The organism is Streptomyces sp. NPDC089799 (assembly GCF_040684755.1).
GTDB lineage: Bacteria > Actinomycetota > Actinomycetes > Streptomycetales > Streptomycetaceae > Streptomyces.
The window spans coordinates 62864-86881 of sequence record NZ_JBFBGR010000029.1; the positions used below are offsets into that span (position 1 = coordinate 62864).

The window sequence follows — 24018 nt, forward strand, 5'->3', positions numbered from 1 at the left end:
CCCGGCAAAGGGTCCCGGCCCCGTCATGACCTCGCAGGAGCGACCCGTATGGCTGTTGCACCACCCCAGAAGATCACCACCTTCCTGATGTTCGAGGGCAGGGCGGAAGAGGCCATGGGCTTCTACACCTCCCTCTTCGACGACGGCCGGATCATCGACATCACCCGCTACGGCGCCGGTGAGCCGGGCCCCGAAGGCACCGTGCAGGTCGCCGTCTTCCAGCTCGCCGGCCAGCGGTTCATGTGCATCGACAGCCCGGCCAAGCACCAGTTCGGCTTCACCCCGGCCGTCTCGCTCTACGTCGACTGCGCGGACGGGGCCGAACTCGAACGCCTCTACGCCGCCCTCTCCGAAGGCGGCGCGGCACTGATGCCACTGGGCGACTACGGCTTCAGCACCAGGTTCGGCTGGGTCAACGACCGCTTCGGCGTCTCCTGGCAGCTCAACCTGCCCTGAAGCGGTGAGTGACTCCGCGCCGGCCCCGTCAAGCCACGGGTTCCCGTCGCTGACCCCGCGGTTGCACGGCGTGCACTCTGGACGGCACAACGCCGGGCGCCCGAACCACTCGACCCGCGAGAGGCCAGGAGACCGCTCGGCCCTTCCTGAGGAGGCCGTCATGGCAACCAGCCGTAAGCATCTTTCGGGCATCGTCGGAGTGTCCTTCGCCGCCACCGCATTCCTGGGCGTGATGGGAGTGGGGAGTGCCGAGGCGGTACCACGGGACGTGTGCTCGGTGCAGGCGGCCGAGCCCGGCTCGCCGCCCGTCATCACGTGCAGTGAGACCCGCCTGCCCCAGTTCCCGCCGGGCACCGAATCGAAGCCGCCGCCCCCGCGGGAGTGTCCGGCGTCCGACGGATGGACGCCGAACGACCCGGCCTGCTCCGGGCGACCGACCGGCTCACCCGCGGACCCGCCGCTGAACACGCCGAACCCGCCCGGCTCCGAGCTGCCCGGCGGACCGCCCATTCCCAAGACCCCGAGCCAGTCGGTTCCGCCGAACACGCCGAACGGGTCCGACACCGGTCTCCCACAGACGCCGAACCAGAAGCCGATCAAGAGCATGAGGCACGCCGACAAGAGGATGAGGCACTAGGCAGGGGTGACCGGATGCGTCCGAGCCCCCGTGCGACCGGCCCGAGAAGGGCGAGTCGCACGGGGCGGATCGCGCGGGTCCGTCCCCTTCCGCTTGTGGCCGGGACTGGTCCGAACCAAAGCGGAGGCTCGCGCTAGTGTGCGTACGTGAACCTTCATGTCGTCATAGGCCATGGACCTGCCGGGGCCGCGACCGCCCGGCTGCTCGCCCAACAGGGCCATTCCGTAAAGGTCATCACCACGTCGGGCCGCGACCCCGAACCCGGGATCGAGCACCTCGCGCTGGACGCGACGGACAGTGCGCGGCTGATCGAAGCCGCACGGGGCGCCACCGCCATCCACGGCTGCGCCGCACCGCCCTACCACCGCTGGACGACGGGATGGCCCCCGCTGGCCGCGTCCCTCTGTGCCGCGGCCGAGGCCACCGGGGCCGTCCTGGTGATGCTGGGCAACCTCTATGGCTACGGGCCGGTGGACGGACCGCTGACCGAGGACCTTCCGCTCGCCGCGACCGGCCCCAAGGGCCGGGTGCGCGCCGCGGCCTGGGAGCAGGCGGCGGCCCTGCACGCGCAGGGCCGGATCAGGGCGGTCGAGGTGCGGGCCTCGGACTTCTTCGGGCCCGGCGTGACCGACGGCGGCCACCTCGCCGCACGCGTCGTACCACCGCTGCTCCGCGGCAAGGCGGTCTCCACGCTCGGCGACCCGGACGCCCCGCACAGCTGGACGTACCTCCCCGACGTGGCCCGGGCCATGGCCGAGGTCGCGGGCGAGGAACGGGCCTGGGGCCGCGCCTGGCACGTCCCGACACAACCCGCCCTGTCCGTCCGGGACATGACCGTCCGGCTCGCCGAACAGGCGGGCACGGCACCGGTCCCGGTCCGCCGGATCCCTCCGGCCGTCCTGTCCGTGACCTCGCTGTTCTCCCCGCTGATCCGTGAACTGAAGGAGATCCGCCACCAGTTCGACCGCCCGTTCACGGTCGACAGCAGCGCCTACGAAGCCGCGTTCACCGTACGGGCCACGCCCCTGGAGGAGCAGCTGAAGGCGACGCTGGAATGGTGGCGCGAACGCCTGGCGGCCACGGCGTGACACCGGTGACTCCGACCCACCCCGACTCCGCGGAGGACCCACGGGGAACGCGGCACGACGCCGTCGCCGTCGTGGGGATGGCGTGCCGGTTCCCCGGTGCCCGGAACGTCAACGAGTACTGGCGGCTCCTGACGGCCCCCCAGGCGCAGTTCGCCACCGTTCCGGATTCGCGCTGGCACAGCGCCGGCTTCCTGAGCGACGACTTCCGCGACACGGCGGCGGCGTACACGGACACCATGGCGCTGCTCCCCGACGTCGGCCACTTCGACGCGGCGCACTACGGCATCCCGCCGCGCCGGGCCCGGGCGATGGACCCGCAGCACCGGCTGCTGATCGACCTGGCCCGGGAGGCCCTCCAGGACGCGGGATGGGAAGCCGACGGCTTCGACCGCGAGGAGACCTCGGTGATCACGGCCCTCACCGAAAGCGGCTACCGCGAGCTCAGCACCCTGCAGATCCGCATGCGCCAGCTCGCCGGCGGAGAGTTCGGCGCCCCGGCGACCGGCCTGCCCTGGCGGGACACGGTCCGCGCGGTCGACGGACTGCACGGCACCTCCGTGGCCGGCCTCCTGCTCAACATGGGCCCCAACACCGTCAGTTCGGTCTTCGACCTGCACGGGGAGAGCTACGCGCTGGACTCGGCCTGCTCCGGCGGGCTGATGGCCGTGGCCAACGCCGTGTACGCCCTGCGCGCGGGACGCACCCGCATCGCCCTCGCCGGCGGCGCCCAGCTGATCCTCACCCCCGACCTGCTGGTGGGACTGTCCCGGATCGGCGCGCTCTCGCGCAGCGGCCGGTGCCTGCCCTTCGGCGCGGAAGCCGACGGCTTCGTGCTGGGGGAGGGCGCCGGGGTGCTCGTCCTGCGCCCGCTGGCCGACGCACTGGAGGCCGGCGACCGGGTCTACGCGGTCATCAGGGGCGTGGGCACCGCCAACGACGGGACCGTACAGGGCGGTCTGCACCCCCAGGCGGCCGGTCAGCTGCGGGCCCTGCGCCGGGCCTACCGCGATGCGGGCCTGCCCCCGGACGCGGTCGGCTATCTGGAGGCCCACGGCACCGGCACCACCGTCGGCGACCCCGTCGAGCTCGGCGTGCTGCGCGAGCTGCGCGGCGAGGGCGCCGCACCCGCCTTCATCGGCGCGGTGAAGGCGGTGGTCGGACACTCGCTCAACTCCGCGGGCATCGCCGGACTCGTCAAGTCGGTCCTGGCCGTGCAGCGCGGGGTGATCCCGCCCCAGCCGGAGTTCGCCGTGGCCGACCGTGCCGCGCTGGACGCCGCGGGCCTGACGGTCCCGGTCGAACCGACCCCCTGGCCGGACCGCGGCCTGCCGCGCAGGGCCGGGGTGAGCGCCTTCGGCTTCGGCGGCACCGGGGTCCACCTGGTGCTGGAAGAGCCCCCCGCACCCCCCGTACTCCCTTCCCCGGCGCCCGGCCGCGCGGATACGACCGGAGGTCCGTGCCTGCTCGTACTGAGCGCCCGCGACCGCACCGGGCTGGCCCGGTACGCCGCCGATCTCGCGCGCACCCTCACCGACGACCGGCCGCCGCTGGCGGCCGTGGCCGACACCCTGGCCCGCCGGACCCCCTTGGGCGAAGGGCTCGCCGTGGTGGCACAGGACACCGCGGACGCCGCCGCCAGACTGGCCGCGGCGGCGCAGGCCGTGGCGGCCGGGGACCTGCCCGCGGCAGCGGACGGCGGGCCGGAGCACGGGCCGGACCACGGACCGGTCGCCGTACCCGCGGCGGAGCGCGTACCCCCGTGCACCCTGCCGCCGAGCCCGCTCGCCCCGCGCCGGCACTGGGTCGTGGACGAATCGGCCCGCGACCTCGCCGGACCCGCCCCGGCGGGACGGGCCGACGTACGGGCCGACGTACGGGCCGACGCACCGGCCGATGCACCGCCTGAGACGCCGGCCGAACGGGTCGACGTACCGGCCGGCGTCCCGGACGCGGCCACCGGCACCGGCACCGGGACCGCCCCCTCCGTCGCCTCCGCCGTACTCGAGGAGGTGGCGCGGACCGGCGTCTTCCCGCTGTCCGACCTGGACGAGCGGATGCGCCTGGTGGCCGACCTCGGGTTCGACTCCCTGATGCTGCACGAACTGGACGTCAGACTCGGCGAGCGGATACCGGGCTTCCGCACCGGGGGAGTCTTCTCGGCGGAGCTGACGATCGGTCGACTGATCGAAAGCGCCGGCGGTCCGCACGGAGCGGGGCGCGTCCCGCTCCAGAGGACCGCGCCCGACCGGGCCCGCCCGCAAGAGCACCGCCCGCAGTGGGACCACGGGACGGCGAGCATCGACGACTTCCCGGAGGTCGCCGGCTTCGAGGAGCGGCTGGCGGCGGTCACCGGCAGCGGCGCGGACTATCCGTACTTCCGGCTCCACGAGGGCACCATCCGCGACACGACCGTCATCGGCGGCCGTCCGTACCTCTCCTTCGGCAGCTACAACTACCTGGGGATATCGGGCCATCCGGTGGTCAACGAGGCCGTGAAGGAGGCGGTGGAACGGTACGGGAGCTCCGTCTCCGCCAGCCGGGTGCTCTCCGGCGAACGGGAGCTGACCGTACGGCTGGAGCGGGCGCTGGCCGGGTTCCTCGGCGTCGCGGACTGCCTGGCCCTGGTGAGCGGACACGCCACCAACGTCACCGCGATCGGGCACCTCGTCGGGGCCGGCGACCTCGTGCTCCACGATGCGCTCGCCCACGACAGCATCCTCCAGGGCTGCGCCCTGTCGGGGGCCGCGCGGCGCCCGTTCGCCCACAACGACACCGGGCAGCTGGAACACCTGCTGCGGATCAACCGCTCCCGCTTCCGCCGGGTCCTGATCGCCGTCGAAGGCGCGTACAGCATGGACGGCGACCTCGTCGACCTGCCGCCCGTGATCGAGCTGAAGAAGCGTTACGGTGCCCTGCTGATGGTCGACGAGGCGCACAGCATCGGCACCGTGGGCGAACACGGCCGGGGTGTGGGCGAGTTCTTCGGCGTCGACCGGTCCGGAGTGGACCTGTGGATGGGGACGCTCTCCAAGGCGTTCGCCAGCTGCGGCGGTTACCTCGGCGGCTCGGAGCGGATGGTGCGCTGGCTCCGCCACACGCTCCCCGGCTTCGTCTACAGCGTGGGTCTGACCCCGCCCAACGCGGCCGCGGCCCTGGCCGCGACCGGGCTGATCACCGCGGAACCCCAGCGGGTCCGCGCCCTGCACCGGAACGCCGATCTCTTCCGCGGACTGGCCGCCTCGGCCGGTCTGGTGACCGGTTCGAGCGCCCACACCCCGATCGTGCCGTGCCTCCTGGGCGACTCGACGCGGACCCTGCACGTCGCGGACCGGCTGTTCCACCGGGGGGTGATCGCCGATCCGATCTTCCACCCGGCCGTCGAGGAGGGTCTCGCCAGGCTGAGGTTCTTCGTGACGGCCGAGCACCGCGAGGAGGACATCCGGCGCGCGGTGGCGATCCTCGCCGAGGAGGTGGCGGCGACGGGGGTGCACCGGGTGTGAGTGTCAGATCAGGGTGCGTCAGATCAGGGTGCGTTCGATGCGGTGGAGCAGTGCGCTCTTCCCGGGATCGCCGCGCCGCTCCCCCTCCCCGGCCGGGGCCGGACCGGGCGGCGGCCCGTCGTTCCCCAGGCGCTGGGAGAGCAGGTAGGCGATGATCTCCGCCTCCTGCTCCTGGACGTCGTCGTACGTCGCGCGCAGGAGCATGTCGCGTACGAGTTCGGGGTCGAGGTCGGGGAACAGCAGGCGGGCGGCGGCCTCGTCCAGTCCTCCGGCCCCGCGATGGCAGCAGATGATGTGGCCCAGCTCGTGCAAGATGATGTGCTCCTGATGCGCGCTGGTGGTGTTGGCGTCGTAGAAGATGAGGTCCTCCTCGCGCGCGGCGACCCACATGCCGCACGGGTGGGAGGCGGGCATCTGCATCGGGACCAGGATGATGGGGCGGCCGCGCACCTCGCCGAGGTGGCGGCACAGTTCGGCCACATCGGCCACCTCGGGCAGGGCGAGTTCGGCGAGGCGCTGGGCCCCGGCCTTCCGCAGCTTCTTGAGCCGGCTGCGCCGGTCCTGGTCGCCCGACCGCTCCTTCCGGGAGCCCCAGAGCCCGGTCATTCGGGGCCGGTGGAGCCGCTGCCGCTGTTGCCGCTTCCGGATCCGCTGCCGGGGTCGGTGCCGGATCCGTTGCCGGGATCGGTGGGGTCGGCATCGGTGACCGGCGGGAGGCCCTGCATCTGCCGGTACTGGTCCATGATGGCCGTGATGGCCTGGAGGTTCTCCTTCTTCATGCCGGCCGCGCGCATCGCCACCGCGCGGACGCCGGACTGCCGCAGCGCCTCGATGGCGGCGAGCTGGCCGGCCACCGACTCGGCGACCTTGTCGTCGAAGAAGTAGGCGACCGAGACCCCGAAGAAACGGGCCAGGGCGGCCAGGAGGTCCGGTGAGGGATTGCAGCGCTTGCCCGTCCGCAACTGCGACAGGTACACGCCTCCGACCTTGAGTTCGGGGTTGGCCCGCTTCAGTTCCTCCGCCACTTCGGCGTTGGTCCAGTGCCTGCCCTTGGGGCGGACCGTCCTGAACAGGTCGTCCAGACGTACGGCGAGCAGGGGTCGGCCCTCGGTCTCGGTCATGGTGAAGCTCCCTCCCGTCACCTCCTAGGAATAGCCCTTGGCTATACGCCAGTTTCACAGATTAGCTGTCAGTTGACAATTGGCCTGAACTCCGCCACCGTTGGAGTCCGCCGATAGCCGGCAGCTAACTTGGCTCACGGGGGTCGCCAAGTTGGCTGTCTGATCTGGAAGTCGGGAAGTGCCGGACCGGCCCGGTCCTCGGGGGGGTGGGCCGGCCGGTCCGGACGGGAGCCGCCCGTCCGCCCGACGGAAGCGGGGGACGGGGGATACCCGCCCGGTTTGACGGGGGATGCAAACCGGGCGGGAGCTCTCAACTCGCGTTGCCGAGCTTACTGTAGGCGGAAGCGACTTTGGTGAGCCAGGCCACCTCCGCCGTGAAGTTGTCGCTATCGCGGTCCTCGAAGTCGCCCGCGTCCTTGTTGTCGTGCGGGATCGTTCCGGTGCGCTTGGCCTGCAGCGCCTGCTTGAGCTGCGCCGCTTCGGTGAACGCCTGCCGCGACTCCTCGCTCGCCCCGCTCTCCGGGCCGCCGGAACCGGGCGTGGCGCGGTCGATGTAGGGGCGCAGATCCCGCCATCCGTCACGGATTTCCACCACCCGGCGGTGCAGCCGGTAGTCGAGGTCCGAGACCGAGGCCCCCGGCGGCTCCAGGGCGATGTCCGGGGACGCCTCGTACAGGTCCCGCCAGAGGGGGTAGAGGGCCCGGTATGACCGGTACGTACGGCTCCACTCCAGCAGCCGGGCGGCCGAGGGGCCCCAGGAGGAGTTCGTCAGGCTCAGCGACAGGATGACGATGCCGGTCACGCTGAAGAGGTTGGAGGCGAGCTTCCAGGCGCCGATGTCGAACCCGGCCGCCGCGGTCAGGATGTTCACCGTCCTGGCCGTGCAGTAGAGGAAGAGGACGACGGCGGCGACCGACAGCATCCGCAGGGCCTGCCGCAGCGAGGCGTTGTCCGTCATCTCGGCGTAGGGACCGCACTGCCGGAAGATGGTCACGCACGGCACCGCCTGGGAGACGATGAACGCCAGGAGGTAGACGAGGACCAGCGGTCGGCCGCTGCCGGTGTCGAAGTCGGAGGCCGGCCGGCCGGGACCGTCGGCGAGGAGGAAGAGCGCGGTCAGCGCCACGTCGAGGACGATGCCGGTGGTCAGCCAGTGGCGCGTCCTGCGGACCGCCTCCTCGTCGGAGGCCGCCCACCGCAGCAGGATGATCTGCGCGCTGACGCAGAAGGCCACCGCCGACAGGTGCATCAGCAGGATGGCGAGGTTGCCGACGCCCAGGAAGCTCCCGCTCCCCATTGCGACGGCGCCCATCGTGAAGGTCAGGCACTGGAGCAGCAGCGTGACGATCAGCGCCCGGTAGGCGCCGTCCTTCCAGCTGCGCCGCGCCTGGGACAGCCGGTACGCGAGCGCGGCGTACGACGACAGCGCGGCGATGCCGAAACAGAGGGTTCTGATGGTGTTCAAGTCCTGGATTTCCTACGGATCCTGCCCGAGCGGGGTGGGGAGGCAGGGATGGGAGGTGTGGGAGGGAGAGAGGGGTGAGGGGGACGCCGGAGGGGAGGGAACGCCGCCAGAAGGAGGGGAGGGGAGGGGAGAGGAAGGGAGAACGGGAAGGGGGCGGACGAGGGTCAGCCGGCCTTCTCGTCCAGGGGGACCTCGAGTCCGATGCTCTCCGCAGCCACGGCGATCGCGTAGTCGAAGAACGCGGCCTCGTCCCGGACGCTGTCGTGCGTGCGGCTGAACACCTGGAACACCAGGAGCCCGATGAGATTGCTCCACAGGACGATGCCGCGCTCCACGATGTCCGAGAACGGGGCCCCGGGCACACCGCCGAACGCCTCCACGGCAGCCGGCAGGAGCAGCGGCGGACCGGGCACCGCCCGCCGCGGCGGGGTCAGTTCACCGCCTTCGAGGGCCGCCCGTACGATGCCGGCGAGCACCGCGGGGGTTCGCGCGGCCGACGGCACCGTGTCCTGGGGGGCGTGGTAACCCGGCACCGGCGAGCCGTAGATCAGGGTGAACTCGGCGGAGTGGGCGAAGGACCACTCACGCAGCGCCCGCGTCACCGCGAGCAGCCGCGCCCCCGCCGATCCGCGGCCCTCGCGCGCGGCTTCGTCGGCCCGCTCCATGGCGGCTCCCGACGCGTCGTAGGCATCGATGATCAGCGCGGTCAGCAGGGAGTCCCGGTCCGGGAAGACGGCCTCCACCGCGGCGGGGCCGAGCCCGCCCTCGCGCGCCACGCCGTCGAGCGACAGCCCGGCGGCCCCCGTCTTCACCAGCAGCTGCCGCGCGGCGTCCTTGATCACGGCCGCAGGCGTCGCGTCGTCCTGATTCGAACTGATTGCGGAAACGTTCATGCCGGAACCGTACCCGCCGCACTCCGCACCCGTGAGCGCACCGTCACGAACTCCCCACCGGTCCAACGCGATCCGGCCACACCGGCCGCGCGTGGGCCGGTGGTGGTGTGTGTGGTGAGGGACTACCAGCCGAAGCGCCGGTCGACCACGGCGGCGAACTCCTCGAAGGTCAGCACACGGTCGCCGTTCTGGTCGGCGGCGTCGAAGAGGGCGGAGGAGTCCTCGGCGCAGCCGACGCCCCAGACGGGGATCACGCCCTGTGCGGCGAGGGTCGGGCCCTTGGCCAGGAGGGCGCCGATGACCTCGGCGCGGGTCAGGGTGCCGTCCCGGTCGAGGTCGAGCGCGTCGAAGAGTATCCGTGCCTTGTCGCTCATCACGTGTCCCGTTCCCTGGAGCCGTACGCGCCGGATCGGCCGGGCGCGTCCTGCCGAGAGGGACGCCCGCGGGGCCGGACCGGTTGCCTCTCCCGGAGGGCGGCGGAGGGAAGGGGCGTCGAGGGGAGAGGAGGGGAGGGGGCCGCAGGAGAAAACGGGGGAGGCAACGCCGACGGGGGCGTACCGGCCGGGGGAACCGGTACGCCCCCGTCAGGGAGTGCACGACGTGCTGCGGGGCGGGGCCCCGTGCGGGTCGGTCAGGACCGGCCCGCGGGCTCCGGCTCGCGGCCGGCGTCCGCCGTGCGCGCCGCGATCTGCGGGTTGCGGGACTTCAGGACCATCCAGCCGATCGAGAGGCAGACCGCCCAGCCGGCACCCACGTAGAGGGAGACGCGGCTGTCCGGGTCGATCGCGATCATCACGGTGACCAGCAGCAGGAAGGCCACGGCGATCCAGCTGCACACCGTGCCGCCGGGGGCCGGGAAGGAGGAGGCAGGCAGCTTGCCGGCGACCACCGCGCGGCGGTAGCGGATGTGGCTGACCAGGATCATCATCCAGGTCCAGATGCCCGCCGCGGTCGCCACCGACATGACGTACCCGAACGCCTTCTCCGGGACGACGTAGTTGAGGACCACGCCGATGCCCATCAGGGCGACGGAGAGGGTGATGGCCACGGCCGGGGTCTTGGTGGAGCTCAGCCTGCCCAGGATCTTGGGGGCCTCGGAGTTGGCCGCCAGGTCGCGCAGCATGCGGCCGGTGGAGTACATGCCCGAGTTGCAGGAGGACAGGGCCGCGGTGAGGACCACGAAGTTGACGATGGCGGCGCCCGCCGGGATGCCGATCTTGGCGAAGGCCGCCACGAAGGGGCTGACGCCGGGCTGGAACTCGGTCCACTTGACGACCATCAGGATCACGCTGAGGGCGCCGACGTAGAAGACGATGATGCGCCACGGCAGGGTGTTGATCGCCTTGGGGAGCGTCTTCTCCGGGTTCTCCGACTCGCCCGCGGTGACGCCGACGAGCTCGACGGCCAGGTAGGCGAACATGACGCCCTGCAGGGTCATCAGGCTGGAGCCGACGCCCTTGGGGAAGATGCCGTCGAAGGCCCAGAGGTTGGAGACGGCGGCGGTGTCGCCGGCCTGGCTGAAGCCGAAGGTGACCACGCCGATGCCGATCACGATCATGCCGATCAGGGCGGTGACCTTGACCATCGAGAACCAGAACTCGATCTCGCCGAAGATCTTCACCGAGATGAGGTTGGCGACGTACAGCACCACCAGGAAGACCAGGGCGGTCGTCCACTGGGGCACGCTGGGGAACCAGAAGTTCATGTAGATCGCCGCGGCGGTCAGCTCGGCCATGCCGGTGACGACCCACATGAGCCAGTACGTCCAGCCGGTGACGAACCCGAAGAACGGGCTGAGGAACTCGCGGGCGTACTCCGCGAACGAGCCCGAGACGGGCCGGTAGAGGAGCAGCTCGCCCAGCGCCCGCATGATGAAGAAGACGATCACGCCGGCGAGGGCGTACATGAGGATGAGGCTGGGTCCGGCCTTCGCGATGTTCGCGCCGGCGCCCAGGAAGAGGCCGACGCCGATGGCGCCGCCGATGGCGATCATCTGGACCTGGCGGCTGCCGAGCCCGCGCTCGTAGCCCTCCTCGGGCGTTCCGCCCGTGGCCGCGCTGTCGTCGCCCTTGTTCATGTCGACCTGCGTAGAGGTCATGTGTGGTGCGCCTTTCCGCTCCATGCCGACCCGCGCCGTTTTCTCGGCTGCGGGCCGGATTCCGATCCCCCGGATGGTGATGGAGTTGCTGCCGGCGATCGGCCGGCCCCAGCGCCCCTGCTCGGACATGGGTGGTCCGGCAGGCGGTCGTGAAGATGTACCACGGTGTCCCGCGGCTGACTGTGGGGCACATCACCGGCAAATCGGCCATTCGGCGGTGACCAGGCCGAAAGACCCTTGTGCGGTGACTCGATCGTTATCCGGATCTGAGCCTCCGCTGAGCGAACACGAGATGACATCCAGGCAACACGTGCCGCCGCGGGTACGACCCCGCTCGCTACCGCCGCGTAGCGTGATCGTCCGCAAGCGCTGCCGGTCAGGCGTTCCGCCTCCTCGTGCCCCCTCACGCGCCCTTGTGCCTCCGGCGGGAGGTGGACGAAGGTACGACTTCCGAGAACGCCACGTCCCGACGTACAGGGGAGAACGCACGGTGACCGAACCGCCCCGGAGTGAATCCGACCGTCAGGAGCCGTCGGACGGGCTCCGGGAGTTACGCGAGCAGCTGGAGCGCCGTGGCACGGAGCTGCGGGAGCTCCGCGGACAGTTCGGCGCGCTCTCCGGCGACCTGGGGGACCTGCGCGGGAAGTCCGACGAGCTCACCGCCAAGGTGCGGAGGATAGGCACCGCGACGGAGCAGCTCCAGACGGGCCTGACGGCGGCCCAGACCGAGATCGGCCGGGTTCAGGACGACTTCAAGGAGTTCCGGGCGCAGTACGAGCGCGACCAGGCCGCCCTGGCCGCCCACTTCGAGCTGGACCGGCTGACGGGGCAGTGGCAGGCCAGGTTCGGGAACCGGGACCGGGTGAGGTCCCTGGCCCATGGGCTGGTCCGGAAGCTCACCCCGAAGCTGGTGGCCAGGGGAGTGCTCGGTACCGGCACCGTCCGGACCGCCCTGGAGGAGCACCTCGCTCACGACCCCGACTTCTGGCTCGTCCACGCGGCCCTCGCGGTCGTGGCCCGGCTCGACGGGGACGACCTGCTCTTCGATCACGAAGCCCAGGCCAAACTGCTGGACCTCGGCAAGGCGCACCTCTTCTTCTCGCTCGCCGCGGCCCGGACGGGCGACCACGAGCGGGCCGGGACGTCGATGGACGGCTACCTGCAGAGCGCCGTGGACCCCGGGCGTCTCGGCCGGGACTTCCTCGTCGTCCTGGACGCCGTGGCGAGCCGGGAACTCGGTGACCAGGCCCTCGGCTACGCCCGTCAGGTGATGGTCCACTGGGCCGCCGAGGCGAGGATCGGCGGAACGGTCTCCCGGGCGAGCACCCGGCGATGGGGCGCCCAGCTGCACACACTGCTGTTCCCGCCGGACGACCGGTTCGCGGCACTGGGGGCGGCGTACGACGGGGACTGGGGGGAGCTCCGGGAGGGGCTGCGGCTCGCCACCGTGACCACCGCCACCCTGGACCACCTCGGCAGGGAGTTCCCGCCCGCCGGTCCCGCTGCCCCCGCCCGCTACGCGGAGGCGGCGATCGACCGCCTCATCCGCCACATGGAGCCCGACGAGGCCGTCCTGCACACCCGGATGGAAGGGTTGCGGCGGCTCATCGAGCACCGGGGCGACGAGCGGGCCGCCCAGCGCGACCACGCCCTGCGGCAGGAGGTGGATGCCGAGGTCACGGACTTCGCGACCCTGCTCGACAACGCGGTGTTCAAGCCGAGTCAGATCGCGCTGGGTGACGACGCCCGCCGCTTCGCGCTCCTCCAGGTGCTGCCCAACCTCGGCGCCGCGGCGGAGGAGATCGTCACGGATTCCCTGCGCCGTCGGCCGCGCGAGTTCCCCGTCGTCATCGAAGGATGGCGGACGGTGCTTCCGGTGGACCCCCTGGCCGCGGTGGACGGGACGGCGCTCTCCGCGGCACTCGACGCCGACCTCGCGGCCCGGACCGAGGTGGAGGCGGGCGCGGTGGACCGCAACCTCCCCCGCCGGGTCGGCGGCACGGCAGGCGGGCTCGCCGCGGCCGCCCTCGCGCCCGTCCTCGTCGACGGCCCGTTCGTGTGGCTCCTCGTGGTGCTCGGTGTCGTCGCCGGTGCGTGGGGTCTGCTGGACGTGATCCGCGTGCCTGCCGAACGCACCCGCATCCGGACGGCGGGCGAGGCGCGGCGGGAACACGCCCGGCGCCGTCTCGACGACGTGCTGGTCCGGCGCGTCCTGTTCTTCGAGGAGTGGAAATCCCACGCCGACCGGCTGGCCGCGCTGCGGACCTGGAAACCGGTGGGCCGCTGACGTGACGGTCCACCCCGGCCGGGTGCTGAACGGGCGGTACCGGCTCGACGCGCATCTGGGCCACGGCGCGCAGGGCGCCGTGTGGCTCGGGCACGACCTGGCACTCGACTGCCGGGTCGCGGTCAAGGTGGCCCTGCTCGCCCGGGGCCACGGCGGGCGCTCCGAGGAGCTGGAACGTGCCGTGGAACGCTTCGGCAAGGAAGCCCGGGCCATGGCGCGGGTCCGCAAGCGCCCGCACGTGGCGGTCATCCATGACTACGGCGAGGACGGCGACACGCTCTACCACGTCATGGACCACATCGAGGGCACGCCCCTGTCGGCCCACACGGGGCGGGGACGGCAGCTCACGCTGGAACAGACCGTGCGCTGGACCCGGCACATCTGTGCCGGACTCGCCGAGGTGCACGCCGTCGGCGTGGTCCACCGCGACATCAAGCCCGGCAACGTCGTGATCGACACCGCCGGTTCCGCGCACGTCGTCGACTTCGGCCTGGCCCTCCTGCCCGGCGCCTCGCTCTCCCAGGGGCCGCCCATGGGCACTCCGCACTACACCGCCCCCGAACGCTTCGACGGCCGGCAGGCGGACGAGCGCAGCGACCTGTACTCCCTGGGCTGTGTCGTCTACGAGATGCTGACCGGCTGGTCCCCCTTCGGTCACATCAGAGACCTCCTCCCCTTGATGACCCACCACGCGAGCGTGCTGCCCGAGCCCCCGCGCACGGTCCGTCCGGGCATCCCCGCGGCCCTGGACCGCCTGGTGATGAACCTGCTGGCGAAGGTCCCGGCCGAACGCCCGCCCGACGCGACGGCCGTGGCGCGGGCGATCCGGGAGATCGCGCACGCGCCGGACCGGCCGGCCGACCCGCACGTGGACGCGCGGCACGTCGACGAGATCCGTGACCTGGAGCGGTTCATCCAGCACCACGTCCACGGCCCGCGGGCGGCGGACCCCGAGGTGCTCGACGCCCGCGCCCGGCACGCGCGGCTGACCGGCGAATCCGGCGACCCGCGTGGCGCGGCCTCGCTCTACCAGCGGCTGGGCCAGGACTGCGTGCGCCTGCTCGGTCCGGAGGAGGACCGGGCCTTTGACGCGTACCGGGAGGCGTCCCGCTGGCAGGCCCGCGTCGGGTGAGCGGGTCCGCGCGGGTGAGCCGTGTCTCACCCGGGTGGACCCGCTTGTTTATGCAACGAGTTGCATAGAGGATCGGGGGCATGGCGCTCGACCACGCGATCCTCGTCTCCCTGCTGGAACAGCCGGGCTCCGGCTATGAACTGGCCCGGCGGTTCGAGCGGTCCATCGGATACTTCTGGACCGCCACCCACCAGCAGATCTACCGCGTGCTCAAGCGCATGGAGGGCGAGGGCCTGCTCGCCGTCCGCGAGGTCCCGCAGCAGGGCCGGCCGGACAAGAAGGAGTACTCCGTCGCCGGCCCCGGCCGGGAGGCGCTCTCCGCGTGGCTGCACGAGCCGATCGAGCCCGAGAGCCTGCGCCACGACCTCGCGGTCAAGATCCGCGGGGCCGCCTTCGACGACCCGGCCGCGCTCATCGGCGAGGTGGAGCGGCACCGCCGGGTGCACGGCGACCGGCTCACCCACTACCTCGCCGGGGAGCTGCGCGACTTCACCGGCCCGCAGGCCCCCGCCCCGCTGGACCCCGGCCGGGAGCTCCAGCACGCCGTGCTGCGCGGCGGCATCGCCTACGAGCGCATGTCCGTCGCCTGGCTCGACGACGTCCTCGCCACCCTCCGCCGGCTCGCCGCGGCCCGCTGACCGCGACCACGGCCCCGGCCGGCGCCCGTACTCCCGGCGTCGCCACTCCCCGGCGCCCGCATTTCCCGGCGTCGGTGGTGCTCGTCGCCCGTACCCCCCGTCACCCCTCATCCACCGGACCCCGGAAAGGCGGACCTCCATGACCGACGCCCTCCTGTTCAACCCGCGCACCTACGACCCGGCGCACTTCGACCCGGAGACCCGCAGGCTGCTCCGCGCCACCGTCGACTGGTTCGAGGAGCGCGGCAAGCGCCGGCTGATCGAGGACTACCGGGACCGCGCCTGGCTGGGCGACTTCCTCGCCTTCGCCGCCAAGGAGGACCTCTTCTCCACCTTCCTCACCCCCGCCTCCTCCGCCACCCGCGAGGACCAGCGCTGGGACACCGCCCGGATCGCCGCCCTCAACGAGATCTTCGGCTTCTACGGGCTCGACTACTGGTACGCCTGGCAGGTGACCATCCTGGGCCTCGGCCCGGTCTGGCAGAGCGGCAACGCCGCCGCGCGCGCCCGCGCCGCCGAACTCCTCGCACAGGGCGAGGTGTTCGCCTTCGGCCTGTCCGAGAAGACCCACGGCGCCGACATCTACTCCACCGACATGCTGCTGGAGCCCGACGGCGCCGGCGGTTTCCGGGCCACCGGCTCCAAGTACTACATCGGCAACGGCAACAAGGCGGGGCTCGTGTCCGTCTTCGGCCGCCGTACCGACCTGGAGGGCCCGGACGCGTACGTCTTCTTCGCCGCCGACAGCCGCCATGGGGACTACCACCTCGTCAAGAACGTCGTGGACTCCTCCAAGTACGTCAGCGAGTTCCGCCTGGAGGGTTACCCGGTCTCCGCCGAGGACGTCCTGCACACCGGCAGCGCCGCCTTCGACGCCGCCCTCAACACCGTCAACGTCGGCAAGTTCAACCTGTGCACCGCCTCGATCGGCATCTGCGAGCACGCGATGTACGAGGCCGTCACCCACGCCCACAACCGCGTCCTCTACGGCCGCCCCGTGACCGCCTTCCCGCACGTGCGCCGCGAGCTGGCCGACGCCTACGTCCGCCTGGTCGGCATGAAGCTCTTCAGCGACCGCGCCGTGGACTACTTCCGCACGGCCGGCCCCGAGGACCGCCGCTACCTCCTCTTCAACCCGATGACGAAGATGAAGGTGACCACGGAGGGCGAGAAGGTCATCGACCTGATGTGGGACGTCATCGCGGCCAAGGGCTTCGAGAAGGACAACTACTTCGCCCAGGCGGCCGTGGAGATCCGCGGCCTGCCCAAGCTGGAGGGCACGGTCCACGTCAACCTCGCGCTGATCCTCAAGTTCATGCGCAACCACCTGCTGGAGCCGGTCGAGTACCCGGCCGTGCCGACCCGCCTGGACGCGGCCGACGACGACTTCCTGTTCCGCCAGGGCCCCGCCCGCGGCCTGGGCTCCGTACGCTTCCACGACTGGCGGCCGGCCTTTGACGCGTACGCCGACCTCCCGAACGTCGCCCGGTTCCGCGAGCAGGCCGACGCGCTGTGCACGTTCGTCGCCACCATGGCCCCCGACCAGGCGCAGAGCCGTGACCTGGACTTCCTGCTCTCCGTCGGCCAGCTCTTCGCGCTGGTCGTGCACGGCCAGCTGATCCTGGAGCAGTCCCGTCTGACGGACCTGGACCGGGACGTCCTCGACGAGCTGTTCTCCGTGCTGGTCCGCGACTTCTCCGGCCACGCCGTCGAACTGCACGGCAAGGACTCCGCCACGGAGGACCAGCAGCGCTGGGCCCTGGCCGCCGTCCGCCGCCCGGTGGTGGACGAGGCCCGGGCGGCCCGGGTCTGGGCCCGGGTGGAGGCCCTGTCCGGCGCTTACGAGATGGCGCCGTAGCGGAACGCCCGCGGTCCCGGCTGTGGATCCGGCCGGGGCCGCGACTCATGCCCGAAATGCGCAGGAAGTTCCGCTTTTCTCCGTAGGGTGGGGCGGCAACGGCCGGGCACGGAGGTGGCGCAGTGCGGCGATGGCGGGCTCTCGCGGTCCTCGGCACCGCCCAGTTCCTGATGGTGCTGGACACCTCGGTGATGAACGTGTCCATCAGCGCCCTGGTGGAGGACTTCGACACCGAGGTCACCGCCATCCAGGGCGTGATCACGCTCTACACCCTGGTCATGGCGGCGTTCATGATCACCGGTGGGAAGATCGGCGACATCATCGGGCGCCGCAGGGCCTTCACCGTGGGCCTCTGCGTCTACGCCGTGGGCTCCGCCCTCACCGCCGTGTCGCCCGAACTCTGGGTCCTCGTGCTCGGCTGGTCGGTCATCGAGGGACTGGGCGGGGCCATGGTCCTGCCCGCCCTCGCGGCGCTCGTCGCCGGGGCCTACCAGGGCCGGGACCGGGCGGTGGCCTACGGCGTGATCGGCGGGCTGGCGGGCGCCGGCATCGCGATCGGCCCGCTGCTGGGCGGCTGGGTGACCACCTATCTGACCTGGCGCGTCGTCTTCGCCGGCGAGGTCGTGATCGTGCTCGCCATGCTCTGCGTGGTCCGCTGGATCACCGAGCCGCCGCCCCCGGACCGGCGGCCCCGCCTCGACGGCGTCGGCGTGGCCCTGTCCGCCCTCGGCCTGGGCTGCGTGGTGCTCGGCATCCTGCAGAGTGCGACCTGGGGATGGCTGGAGCCGCGCGACACGCCCTTCACCGTGCTCGGCTTCTCCCCGACGTGCTTCGTCATCGCCGCGGGCTGCGTGCTGCTGTGGCTGTTCCGCGGCTGGGAACGGCGCCGCGAATCCCGGGGCGAGGACCCGCTCGTCAGCTTCTCCGTACTCGGCATCCCGCCCCTGCGCGCCGGGCTCGCCATGCTGCTCGGTCAGAACCTCATCCTGCTGGGCCTGTTCTTCGTGATCCCCCTCTACCTCCAGATCGTGCAGGGCCTCAACGCCTTCGAGACGGGCCTGCGGCTGCTGCCGGTCTCGGTCACGATGTTCGTCTCCTCGCTCAGCGGGCCCTTCCTCGGCCGGGTGGCCGGACCGCGCAGGACGGTCAGGGCGGGCCTGCTCGTCCTCCTCATCGCCATCGTCTGGCTGCTGGCGGCGATCAAACCAGACCTGGACGACGCCCAGTTCGCCGCGGCGATGGCCGTGCTCGGCCTCGGCATGGGCCTGCTGGCCTCCCAGCTGGGCAACGTGGTGCAGTCCAGCGTCGAGGAGGGACGGCGCAGCGAGGCCGGCGGACTCCAGTACACCGCCCAGAACCTGGGCTCCTCCCTGGGCACCGCACTCATCGGATCCGTGCTCATCGGAGCGCTGGCCTTCGTCTTCGTCCGGCAGATCGAGGACAACCCGGCCATCTCCGACGCCGCGCGCACACAGACCGGGGTCGCCATCGAGGGAGGGATCAGTTTCCTCTCCACCGACCAGGTACGGGCCGCGGCGGAACAGGCCGGGGTTCCCCCGGCGGAGGCCGACGCCTACGTGGACGCGTACGCACAGGCACAGCTGGGCGGCCTGAAGGTGGCGATCCTGGTGGTCGGGGGCATCACCCTGGCCAGTTTCCCCTTCACCCGCCGGCTGCCCGCCGAGACGCTCGGCAAACCGGCCGCCGCCCCGGCGGGCTCCTGACCCCACTGCCCCGCAGCGCCCGCGGCCTCAGTGCGACAGGGCCGTCTTGAGCCCCACGATCACCGCACCGAGCAGCAGGTTCACCACCGCCGCCAGGACGACCAGACGCCGCGGCGCGCCCGCCCTGACCGCCCCGGTGACCGCCCAGCCGATCTGTCCGGCGAGGGCCACGGCGAGCGCGAACCACGCCGTCCCCTGGGGGCCCAGGCCGAGCGGCTGGCTCAGGGCGACCGCGGCGGCCGGCGGCACGGCCGCCTTGATCAGGGGGTCCTCGTCCGCGCACACCTTGCGGAACTCGCGCCAGGTCAGGGGTTCGTTGGCCAAAGAGGCGCCGAACAGGTGGGCGAAGACGTGTGCGGCCCAGAACACCACACCGGTGGCCAGCAGCAGCACCATCAGCTGCACCTTCGGGAACCTGCCGAGCTCGCCCGCGCCCACGACCACGGATGCGGCGAGCATCGACCCGTACACCGCGCCGGAGTAGTCGAACCGCCGGTCGGGGTGCCGCCGCCGCCAGTGCCTGCGCGTTCCCGGGTGGTCCCGGGTCCCGCCCTGCACGGGCTGCCCACCGACGGCCGCCCGCCCCATCGTCAGGGCGAGCCGGCGGACCGAGGGCCAGTCCAACGGCACCCCCGCCCGGACGCCGGGCCGGTGGCGGGGGAGCAGCACCCGCAGGGCCCGGGGCTCCACCCGGCAGTGCACCGGGGCGGGCATGGTCAGCGACTCGCCGTCGACGCCGACCCGGACGAACGGCTCGTCCGAGTCCACCTCGACCTCACGGGCGGTCAGCGCGGTCAGGCCGCCGGCCTGTCCGCCCCGCAGGATGCCCGCCGCCTGCGCGGCGTTGTTCACCTTCACCCCGAGCACGCCCAGGGTTCCGGTGTCCATCCGGGTGCGCCGCCCCAGCCCCGCCGGATCGCCGCGGCCGTAGGGGTTGTTGCTCACCAGCACCGCCTGCGGGGCCTCGACGGTCGTGCCGTCGGCGCGCAGGGTCAGCCGGGGGCCGCTGTGCTGCGCGAGGAGGTCCGGCAGCAGAGCCAGGGTCGTACGGAGCTTGTCGTCGCGGTAGGCCGGGCTCTGGACCACCTCCGCGTAGGTGCCGAAGGAGGCGTTGTTGACGAAGGCGCGGCCCTCGATCCGGCCGAGGTCCACCCGGATCTCCACCCCGTCGGTCAGCGCGTCCAGGCAGGTCGACGGGTCGTCGCGGTCCAGCCCGAGGTCCATCGCGAAGTGGTTGCGGGTGCCGGCGCTGACCACCAGGAACGGGACGCCGCGCTCCGCGGCCACCCCGGCGACCAGGGCCTGGGTGCCGTCGCCGCCGGCGACCCCCACCAGGTCGGCACCGCGGTCCACCGCCCGGCGGGCGAGTTCGGCGACGTCCTGGGGGTGGGCGGGGTCGAGCAGCACCACCTCGGCGCCCAGCGCCTCGGCCTTCTCCCGCAGGTGGAAGGCGCCCACCTTCCCGCCCCCGGAGCGCGGATTCATGATGATGAACGGCCGTTTCGGCGGCACCGCACGGTGCTCGGGCATGCGGAACCGGCCCTCGTCGGCGAGGGCCGCCCGCCCGGCGGCCACGGCCAGTCCCCACAGCGCCACCGCGCAGAGCACCACCCAGAGCAGTCCGGAGCGCGCGTACCAGATGATCACGGCGGCGGGTGCGGCCACGAAGAACAGCAGCGCCAGCCACCGGACCGGGCCGCGGTGGGCCAGCACCAGCCAGGCGGCGGCAGCCGTGGCGGCCACCCCGGCCAGCCCCACCACCAGCAGCAGGATGCTGCGGAAGCCGGCGAACACCAGCATGACGACCAGAGCCGCCGCGCCGGACAGCAGCGCCAGCCGTGCCTTGGCGTGCATGCTCACGTGGTGGACCTCCGATCGGCCGGACGTACCCGTACGTGACTCCATTGAGCGCCGGACCGGGGCGGCCCGCATCGCCCGCCCCGGGCGACCCGCCCCGGGCCGGATCGCCGCGGCCCGGTGCCCCCGCCCGCCCGCACCGGACGGGGCCGGGCCGCGCGGGGCGCCGTACCGCTCCGGCGTGGCGATCACCGGCGGGGGCCGTGACCATGGAACGAGCCGTGATCCCGACCAGGCCGGCTCCGCCTCCCACGGGGGATACCTCCATGACCCTGCCCCTCACCCGCCGCCGTAGGACGCCCCGCACGGACACCCCGGACGTCCGCGGAGGGACGCCCGCCCCGGCTTCCGGCGCGCAGGCGCCCGCTTCCGGCGTACAGGCACCGGCTCCGGCTCCGGCTCCGGCTGCGGGGGCGCGGGCACCGGCTCCCGAGCCGGTGGCCACCGGGACGCCGAGGCCCGCACCGGAGCCCCCCGAGCCGCCCGAGCCCCCGGGGGCGGCCGGGCAGCCGCGGCCCGGCCCGGAGCCTCCGAACCCGGGCCCGGGCCCGGTGGCGGACACCTCCCCCGACCCGCTCCTCGCCACCAAGCTCGCGGTGCCCTTCCCCGACCCCGGCCTGGTGCGCCGCCGCCGGCTGCTGGACCGGCTCACCGAGGGGACCCGGGGCCCGCTGACGGTCGTCACGGGCGGGGCCGGCACCGGCAAGACCGCCCTCGTGGCCTCCTGGGTCCGTTCCGGGGCCCCACAGGGTCCGGTGGTCTGGCTGACCCTCGACGAGGACGACGCCCCCGGAGCGTTCTGGGCGTACGTCCTCGAAGGACTGCGGCGCCAGGGACTCCTCACCGACGACGCCGTCGGCACCCCCGCCTGCCCCGAAGGCGTCGACCGCGCCCTGCTGGTCAGGCTGGCCGCCGCCCTCGAACGCCTGACCACCCCCCTGGTGCTGGTCCTCGACGACCTCGACAAGCTGCCCGGCAGGGACGTCTACACCGGCCTGCGGTTCGTCGCCGAACACGCCGGCCCGGCCCTCCGGCTCGTCCTCGTCGGCCGCGAGGACCCGCCGCTCGCGCTCCACCGCCACCGCACCGAGGGCAGCATCCACGAGATCCGCGAGCGCGAGCTGGCGTTCACCCGGCGCGAGGCGGCCTCACTGCTCCGGGCGGCGGGTCCCGTGCCGGACGAGGCGGTCGTGGAGCCGCTGCTCGCCCGCACCGAGGGCTGGGCCGCCGGACTGCGCCTGTGCGCCCTGGCCATGGCCCGGTCCGAGGACCCGGCCGGCTTCGCCCGCTCCTTCACCGCCACCGAACAGGCCGTCTCCGACTACCTGCTCAGCGAAGTGCTCGCCGCACAGCCCGTGCCCTCCCGGCGGCTGCTGCTGCGGACCGGCATCCTGCCCAGGGTCCACCCCGACCTCGCCGCGTTCCTGACCGGGCAGGCCGACGCCGAACGGATCCTGCGCGACCTGGCCCGCGCCCACGCCTTCGTCGAACCGGTCAACGGCACCCGGTGGTACCGCTTCCACCCGCTGTTCGCGGAGGTCCTGCGGGCCCACCTGCGCGGCGAGCAGCCCGAACTGGAGCCCCTGCTGCACCGCCGCGCCGCCCGCTGGTTCGCCGACCGCGGCCGGACCGCCGAGGCGGTGGACGAGGCCGCCGCCGGCGGCGACTGGCGCTACGCCTCCGCCCAGGCCGTGCAACATCTGATGGTCGGCCCGCTGCTCGCCGGGCCCGGCGCCTCCCCGTCCGCCGAGACCTTCTCGCACATGCCCGACGACACCCCCGGCACCGCGGCCGCCCTGGTCGCCGCCGCCTGCCGGCTGGCCCGCGAGGACACGGCCGGCTGCCGCACCCGCCTCGCCCGCGCCGAACGCCGCATGATCCGCGAGGCACCCCGGACCGGCCCGGCGGAACTGCTCACCGCGGCCCTGCTCAGGCTCCAGTGCGCCCCCGACCACCGCGCAGCCGAGGAAGCGGCCCACCGCGTCGCCGGACTGATGGCGCACGTGCCGCCCGAGGACCGCGTCCGGCACCCCGAGATCGAACCGCTGCGCCTCTACGGCCTGGCCGGTGCCCTGCTGCGGGCCGGACGCGTACGCCGGGCCCGGGCCGTGCTGGAGGAGACCGTACGGTCCTGCACCGACGACACCACGGCCCTGCTGCGCCACCGCTCCCTGGGCCGGCTCGCACTGGCCGAGGCCCTCCAGGGAGCCCTGACGGACGCCACCGAGCACGCCACGGCCTCGACGGAGGTCGCCGACCGGCACGGCATCCTCCTGGAGCACCGCTCCGCGGCGGCCGACCTGGCCCTCGCCGCGGTGGCCGTGGACCGGGGCGAGGCCCACGCGGCGACCGTACGGCTCGACGCGGCGGAACTGCTGCCGGACGGCTCCTCCGACCCCGTCCTGCGGGCGGAACGCGCCGCGCTCCGGGCGGAGGCCGACCTGGCCCTGGGCCGCGTGCAGGCCGCACAGGCCGCCCTCGGCGAGCCGGCTCCGGCCGGTGCGCCCGGCCCCGAGGTGCGCCTCGCGGTCGCCCGGGCCTCCGCCGCCCTCGCCCACGGGGACCCGGACACGGCCGTGGCCGCCCTGGAACGCGTACCGGACGGCCCGCCGTCGCACACGGTGGCCCTGGCGCGGGCCCACCTCGCCGCCGGCCGTCCCGGCCGAGCCCTGCCGCTGGTCCGCCGGGCCGAGGAGGACCCGGAGGCGACCACGCCGGACCGGGTGCGCCTGGCCCTGCTGCGCGCGCACCACGCACTGCTGGAGGGCGACGAGGGCACCGCGCGCGACCGGCTGGTGGAGGCCCTGGACGCCGCGCGCCCCGAGCGCCTGATCCGCCCGTTCACCGAGGCCGGCCCCTGGGTACGGCACCTCGCGGGCGGGCTCGACGGCCGCCGCGAAGCCTGCAACTGGCTCGACGCGGCCCCGCCGGACCGGGCCGGAGCGCCCGTGGTGGAGGCACTGAGCCCGCGGGAGCGGGAGGTGCTCGCCAAGGTGGCGCGGATGATGTCGACCGAGGAGATCGCCGCCGAGCTGCAGCTGTCCGTCAACACGGTCAAGACCCACCTGCGGGGCATCTACCGCAAGCTGTGCGTCTCCCGGCGGCGCGATGCCGTCGAACGCGCCCGCGAGCTGCACATCCTCTGACCCCACGGGCCCTCTCACCTCCCACGGGTGAGGCGCGCGGTCCGGCCGCGCGGCCAGCATGGTGGAGGCCCCGGCCCGGGGCACCGGCAGGTTCCGTGAGGTTCCGGCAGGGACGGAA

The 24018-nt window shown here is 73.1% G+C and carries 16 protein-coding genes; 9 read left to right on the forward strand and 7 right to left on the reverse strand.

The genetic code is table 11. The features are described 5' to 3' along the window. Positions 1-48 precede the first annotated feature (48 nt). From AB0O36_RS27440 to AB0O36_RS27450, 3 genes are all read left to right on the forward strand, one after another. Complete coding sequence (locus AB0O36_RS27440; protein WP_365114878.1) at positions 49-456, forward strand: VOC family protein; 408 nt, start codon at positions 49-51, stop codon at positions 454-456. A 783-nt stretch (positions 457-1239) separates the two neighbouring features. Then, positions 1240-2181: an NAD-dependent epimerase/dehydratase family protein gene (locus tag AB0O36_RS27445; protein WP_365114879.1), complete on the forward strand. Its 942-nt coding sequence runs from the start codon at positions 1240-1242 to the stop codon at positions 2179-2181. Positions 2182-2186: 5 nt separating this feature from the next. Beyond that, positions 2187-5681 carry an aminotransferase class I/II-fold pyridoxal phosphate-dependent enzyme gene (locus AB0O36_RS27450; RefSeq protein ID WP_365114880.1) on the forward strand — a complete coding sequence of 1165 codons (3495 nt, stop codon included), beginning with the start codon at positions 2187-2189 and terminating at the stop codon, positions 5679-5681. Between the two features lie 18 nt (positions 5682-5699). Here AB0O36_RS27450 and AB0O36_RS27455 read toward each other — a convergent pair whose 3' ends face one another. From AB0O36_RS27455 to AB0O36_RS27480, 6 genes are all read right to left on the reverse strand, one after another. Continuing rightward, on the reverse strand, positions 5700-6287 hold the full coding sequence (locus AB0O36_RS27455; RefSeq protein ID WP_365114881.1) for a toxin: 588 nt from the start codon (positions 6285-6287) through the stop codon (positions 5700-5702). Then, entirely contained in the window at positions 6284-6802 is a 519-nt protein-coding gene (locus AB0O36_RS27460; protein WP_365114882.1) for a helix-turn-helix domain-containing protein, read from the reverse strand. Before AB0O36_RS27460 ends, AB0O36_RS27455 begins: the two co-directional genes overlap by 4 nt. Before the next feature lie 310 nt (positions 6803-7112). After that, positions 7113-8267: an MAB_1171c family putative transporter gene (locus AB0O36_RS27465; protein WP_365114883.1), complete on the reverse strand. Its 1155-nt coding sequence runs from the start codon at positions 8265-8267 to the stop codon at positions 7113-7115. Between the two features lie 164 nt (positions 8268-8431). After that, entirely contained in the window at positions 8432-9160 is a 729-nt protein-coding gene (locus AB0O36_RS27470) for a TetR/AcrR family transcriptional regulator (protein ID WP_365114884.1), read from the reverse strand. Between the two features lie 122 nt (positions 9161-9282). Next, positions 9283-9534 (reverse strand): EF-hand domain-containing protein, encoded by a 252-nt coding sequence (locus tag AB0O36_RS27475; protein ID WP_365114885.1) that lies wholly within the window; start codon positions 9532-9534, stop codon positions 9283-9285. Positions 9535-9791: 257 nt separating this feature from the next. Continuing rightward, complete coding sequence (locus tag AB0O36_RS27480; protein WP_365114886.1) at positions 9792-11258, reverse strand: amino acid permease; 1467 nt, start codon at positions 11256-11258, stop codon at positions 9792-9794. A gap of 490 nt (positions 11259-11748) precedes the next feature. Between AB0O36_RS27480 and AB0O36_RS27485 the strand changes: the two genes are divergently transcribed. From AB0O36_RS27485 to AB0O36_RS27505, 5 genes are all read left to right on the forward strand, one after another. After that, the gene (locus AB0O36_RS27485; protein ID WP_365114887.1) at positions 11749-13545 is read left to right on the forward strand and encodes a hypothetical protein; all 1797 of its coding nucleotides are present in this window, start codon (positions 11749-11751) and stop codon (positions 13543-13545) included. A 1-nt stretch (position 13546) separates the two neighbouring features. Further along, complete coding sequence (locus AB0O36_RS27490; protein ID WP_365114888.1) at positions 13547-14677, forward strand: protein kinase; 1131 nt, start codon at positions 13547-13549, stop codon at positions 14675-14677. A gap of 80 nt (positions 14678-14757) precedes the next feature. After that, positions 14758-15315, forward strand: coding sequence for a PadR family transcriptional regulator (locus AB0O36_RS27495; RefSeq protein ID WP_365114889.1), 558 nt, complete (start codon positions 14758-14760; stop codon positions 15313-15315). 139 nt (positions 15316-15454) lie between these two features. Continuing rightward, positions 15455-17173 carry an acyl-CoA dehydrogenase family protein gene (locus AB0O36_RS27500; RefSeq protein ID WP_365114890.1) on the forward strand — a complete coding sequence of 573 codons (1719 nt, stop codon included), beginning with the start codon at positions 15455-15457 and terminating at the stop codon, positions 17171-17173. A 122-nt stretch (positions 17174-17295) separates the two neighbouring features. Further along, positions 17296-18897 carry an MFS transporter gene (locus tag AB0O36_RS27505; protein ID WP_365114891.1) on the forward strand — a complete coding sequence of 534 codons (1602 nt, stop codon included), beginning with the start codon at positions 17296-17298 and terminating at the stop codon, positions 18895-18897. A gap of 27 nt (positions 18898-18924) precedes the next feature. On the opposite strand, the gene AB0O36_RS27510 is transcribed toward AB0O36_RS27505, so the two are convergent. Then, a complete protein-coding gene (locus AB0O36_RS27510) occupies positions 18925-20751 on the reverse strand; it encodes a diacylglycerol kinase family protein (protein WP_365114892.1) in 1827 nt (608 codons plus the stop codon). 269 nt (positions 20752-21020) lie between these two features. Between AB0O36_RS27510 and AB0O36_RS27515 the strand changes: the two genes are divergently transcribed. Next, entirely contained in the window at positions 21021-23900 is a 2880-nt protein-coding gene (locus tag AB0O36_RS27515; protein ID WP_365114893.1) for a LuxR C-terminal-related transcriptional regulator, read from the forward strand. The last annotated feature ends 118 nt before the right edge of the window (positions 23901-24018 follow it).